This is a genomic window from Bartonella saheliensis, assembly GCF_902162175.1.
This window is the reverse complement of the sequence record NZ_LR607256.1, coordinates 1-5672: the sequence shown is the minus strand read 5'-3', so window position 1 is coordinate 5672 and position 5672 is coordinate 1. Positions and strand designations below refer to the sequence as shown.

General features: G+C 36.8%; 1 protein-coding gene. It reads right to left on the bottom strand.

Annotation, left to right across the window (positions count from 1 at the left end):
* Window positions 1-342 precede the first annotated feature (342 nt).
* Complete coding sequence (locus tag FS875_RS09215; protein WP_144755978.1) at window positions 343-5316, bottom strand: DEAD/DEAH box helicase; 4974 nt, start codon at window positions 5314-5316, stop codon at window positions 343-345.
* Window positions 5317-5672 lie beyond the last annotated feature (356 nt).

The window sequence follows — 5672 nt, the reverse complement described above, 5'->3', positions numbered from 1 at the left end:
CTTTAATATACATTTAAGAGGGTTTTGTAGGGGTTTTGGGGGGGGGTAAAAACAGACAAAACCTATAAGTAATATAAGAAAATGAATATACATAACTCTCTTTAAACAAGGCTTTTAAAAAGAATAAAGCTCTCATTTGAGATTACGGTATAATCTTTTAGAGGCAATCCAAATAAGAGTGTCTAAAAGTGCAAATGTTCTTTTTTTAGAATAACGCATGATAAATTATTCCTTTTAAGATTGTATGTAAGCAATTTATAAAAGGGGTATAAATCTATAGTTATAAGACCCTATACCCCTTATGAGATTAGCATGCCCATTATGTGAGCATGCTTTATAAGCTTATTCAGTTTCTCTAATTTCTAATTTTGGTAAGTTCTTAACAATTTTCATTGTCTCTAAACTTACGGTAATTACCCTTTGAAACAATTCTAGAGGATAAGCAGGGTTACCCATTGTCTCAACGGCATAGCGATTAGCATCATTCACAATACCACTCTTTTTATCAGTCTTAACACATTGACGTCCCATAACCCATTCAAGAGCAGGCTTGCCATTGACGATATACTCATAAGCTTCCTTGGGTATATCTGTCATGATGATATTGCTGTTATAAATAACCGTCGATTTATCCTTTTTCTTACTATCCTTAATTTTTGCAAATTTCATTTCAGTTACATAATAGAATTCTTTAGGATTAGAGATATCAGTCTGTTTTGGATTGCCTTTTTTAAAAGTCACTGGATAAGGTTTCACATCTTCATAATTTACATGCAAATGACCCAGTTCACGCCCCGCTGTCACAAATTTCCAAAAATCTTCAGCAGTTTTTACACAAGGGATACGAGGCAATTCTTTAGAAAGGTTATCAGCATAACGAATACGATAATCTTCCGAATGTAAAAGACCATAAACATAATAGAATAGATCATCTTTAGTGATTTTTTCATTAGGATAAGCTTCTTTAAAATGTGCTAATCCTTCATCTGTAATGGCATCACGCCTTTGTAAACCAGCACTTTTACTTTCTTCTGTAGAGTTCGTAAATAGATGAGACTGGTTATCGTCTTTATCTTCTAAAGATTCAATATTCTCATAAAGATACCTTGGAAAACATTGACCATTATGCACTACATGAAGATCAAGTATAGACTTAACTATCAAAACAGAAAAACCTGATTGAGTTCCTATACCTGTAATTTGAATCACTCTATTTTCGACTGCTTGCCCCATCGGAAATATCCGCGGCATTTGGTAAACCATATCATTGAAGGCGCGATTATAATAAAGCCACTGTCTTGTAAAAGGACGATAAATGCTTTGAATAAGGCATGTTTCTTCAAATTCAAAAGTCTTTCCTTTTTCCAAATCTTTTTTTAGTGCACGGCTCCAACTTATCTTTTTTTCATCTGAATTAACAAAATCATTTGCAGCATTTGCACGTAACTTATGATCAACATGTGAATAGGCATGATTAAAACGTTCCACTTCACTGTTATAGAAGGCAATCATGTTACTCATGTTCTTCGCTAAAACTGTACGGCTCGAATTGTATGCCCACGCATCACGGCTCGTCATAATGCCACGAGAAAATATTGCAAATAATTTTTTACTATTACCTTTCTTAATACCTAAAGCTAGGAATGTTTTAAAACTATCATCACGTTGATGTATCCAATCCCCATGCTCGTCTGGTATAATCATTTGCCAACCTTGTTTACTCCGTGTAATACCATCAATACTACCAAAATACTCAAGAGCCGTAAGTTTTTCTTTTGTTGTAAGATTATTACCAATGTCATGGTAGTAAATTTTACACTCTCCAGAAACATTAGGCTTTTTGATAAATAATGTCACAGCAATACCCGTCATACTTCCATTGCCAAAAACATTCTCTCCTTCTTGAGAATTATTTTTATTCATCATATTTTTACGAAGATCCCCCCGTAAATTAAGAACATAAATACTGGTAAATTCTTTAGCCAAAGATTTTCGTAAACTATCCATTGTTGGCTTTTCTACGTAACCAGAACCAGAAACAAAGCCGATTACCCCAGCATTATCAATACGGTCACTAGCCCAGCGGATAGCACGGATATAACTATCATAAAGCGCTCGTGAATTCGTTACTTTCGATTGAGCGGCATAAGTCTCACGAATACGGTCATCTAGTATGGGATAAGGACTATTCTTTGCATTATCATTTTCGCTTTTTTGTCCTACGGAATAAGGAGGATTACCAAAGATAACTTCGATATTCAGATTTTTCTGGTGTTCTAAATATTCACTGTTCTCTTTAAACAATTTTTGTAGCAGATTTTTCTCTTCAAGCATCCGAAACGTATCAGTCAAACCAATATGCTTGAATGGGATATAATTCCCTTTCATCAGACTATGATAGGTCGATTCAATGTTAATGGCTGCTATGTAATAAGCCAGTAAAACAATTTCATTGGCATGGATATCATGACGGAATTTATATTCCATATCCTCTGGTTTTATGAGATTGGATTGTAAAAGTCGTGTGATAAAGGTACCAGTACCCGTAAAAGGGTCAAGAATGGAAACACCGCGTGATCCCAAGCTTTTTCCAAACTCATTGCGTAATACTTCATCAATAGAGTGAATGATAAAATCCACTACCTCAACGGGGGTATAGACAATACCAAGCCTATCGGTGGTTTTCTTAAATGCCTTGGCAAAAAAGTCTTCATAAAGCTTGATAATAAGGTTCTGTCTTGCTTGGGGGGAGGTAATCCCAGAGGCACGGAATTTTACGCTGTCATAAAACTCTTGTAATTCTTGAGATACCTCTTCAATATTGGTTTTGTCCAACTCAGCTAAGATCTTTTCCATCGCTTGAGAAATGGCATTGTTTTGGATAAATTCATTGCCATCAAATAAAGCTTCAAACACGGGACGCGTCACAAGATGTTGTGCTAACATCTCAAGCGCTTCCTCTTGTTTGATTTCGCTGTTTAAGTTGTTTTTTAGTTCTTTGTGAAAGCTCTCAAAAGCATGAAAGGCTTCACTGGTTTCATCAGAAAGTATATCTTTGAGACGATTAATATGGTTTTGCGCAATCTCAGCAACATTGCCAGCCCAAATACCCCAGTAATCTGCAAGGGTAAATTTCTTAGCAAGAAGGGTTTTAAGGGCATTAGGAAATTCTTTATAAAAAGGTAATCTCATTTGCCCGTTATAACTATGACGGGATTCATAGGCAGCTTTTCCAATATCAAGCCCCGTGCTTTCTGGTTTCTCATAAACATAAATTTTATCTTCAACCGTCGTCATACTCTTTAAGGCTACAATCTCTAAAGTATGACTAACGTCTTGACCTAAAATCATCTGGTTAAGGGTGACTTCAAAGTTCTCATCATGGGAAAGCAAAGCATTGATCACTTGCCAAACAACACTGTATCTCTTGTTGTATTTTAAAGCCTCTTCAGCAGAAATCCCAGCCGGTATCCCAACGGGTAAAATGATATAGCCTCTTTTTTTGCCCTTGGAACGACGCATAATACGCCCCACTGCCTGTATCACGTCCACTTGGCTTTTGCGCGGGTGCAAAAACATGATCGCATCAAGAGCAGGAACATCTACTCCTTCAGAAAGACAGCGTACATTGCTCAACACACGGCAAGTATTTTCCCCCGCATCTTCCTTTAACCAATCAAGGGCTTCATTGCGTTTCTTGGCACTTTGTGTTCCATCAATATGCGCAAAGGTACACTGAAGAGGCGGCGTCTTTTTATAGAGCTTATAAATATCAGACAATTCTTCCTGCATGCCTTTAGAATTGAATGTATCACAGATACGTTCAGAGGTCTTAATATCTCTACAAAAAGCCAAAGCCCGCCGCATGGGATTGGGGTCATCACTCAAGTCAACCTTCAGATCTATTTTACTCAGGGCTTGATAACAGCCTATGATCTTGGTTTTATCATCAAGAGTAAGTTCATAATTCTCATCGGTCATCAGATGTTGAATGGATTCACTGACTTCCTCTTCATTAACACCCAAAACAATAATCTTATAAGGAACTAAGAGTTCATTATTAACGGCTTTAGAGAATGTGTAGGTGTAAAGATTTTTCCCATAGAGCGCTTCATCATCCATAGAGGCTAAAATGCCATTCATCTCATGGGCTTGCTTTTTGGCACTATCAGCAAAGATCTTTGGGGTTGCTGTCATGTAGAGGCGTTTTTTTCCTCGAATAATGCTGTTGTCATGAACCTTGATAAATTCAGATTCATGCTTATCTGTTCCCAATACAATCCCAGTTGTTCTATGGGCTTCATCACAAATGATCAGATCAAATTCGGGTAAATCATATTCCTTTTGCGCATCGGAAATCACTTGAATAGAATGATAGGTCGAAAAGACCACGGTCATCACATCAAGAGAGGTCTTATTGGCTTTACGTGCAAGCTCTTTTGCATCCGTTGTCGCCGGTAAGACAAGATCAGAGGCATCAAGACCAGATTCATCATCATGTTTACTTTTACGACGCTTGCCCACTTGTGTATCCGAACACACGGCAAAGGAACGCAAGGGGATTTCTGTATCAATGGTCCATTCACGGATTGTTTGTGACATCAAAGCAAGAGAGGGCACCAAAAACAACACACGCTTGCCTTTTCCAGCTATTTGCTCTGCTATCTTAAGACTGGTAAAGGTTTTCCCCGTCCCACATGCCATAATAAGCTTGCCACGGTCTGCTTCTTGTAAACCTTCACAAACCGCTTTCAGTGCTTCTATCTGATGATCTAAAAGCTTTTTTTTCGGTTGTTCTTTAAGGACAGCTTGTCCTCTTTCTTTATAAGCTCCCCAATCAATTTGACTGTTTTCTAAATCAAACAGATTAATCTGTTGAATACGAACCTCTTGACCATCACAAGTGTTGTTAGCATTATCACTCCAATTGCTTTCAGTGCTATCAACCAGAATGCGACGGGTGAATATTTTCTTCCCAGAGGCAGCAATAAAGCTATTAATATCTTCTTTTTTAATGATGTGAGAAGCATCATAGCATTTACATTGAATAGCCGCATAACCTCCTTCATCACGGATTGTAGCGACCAGATCAATACCGATATCACGCCCATCTTCATCATGTTCTTTAGCCCATTCCGAATAAGTCTGAACCTTTTCGTATTCCTGCTTTTGTAAAGGATCTTCAGAGAAATAATCCTTCACAAGATTTTCAAACAGTGTTCCTAATTCACGGGGTGATTTAGCCTTTTCACGGTAGAACTCTAAGAGAGAGCGTAAAGTGACTTGTTTATTATCAGACTTAACAGATTGAAGCATATTATGATAAACTCCATTAGCGTATGGTATGATCAAAGATCATAAAGAAACGGAATGAAGTCTATTAAATTGATTCAAAAGAAATATCGATAACAAAATGAGACAAAAACACACGAAAACTCATAAATTTCTTAAAATTAAATTTTATAAATAATATTTATAAGCAGCATAATAGTGAAATTTGCTATTCATTTGACGTGTTAATCAAGACAAATGCACTACGTGTTTAAAAACATCAGAATGATTATTTTGATAGGTTTTTTTACGAATTTTGCTTATAGGTTTTGTCTGTTTTTACCCCCCCCAAAACCCCTACAAAACCCTCTTAAATGTATATTAAAGATTGTATTTACGTG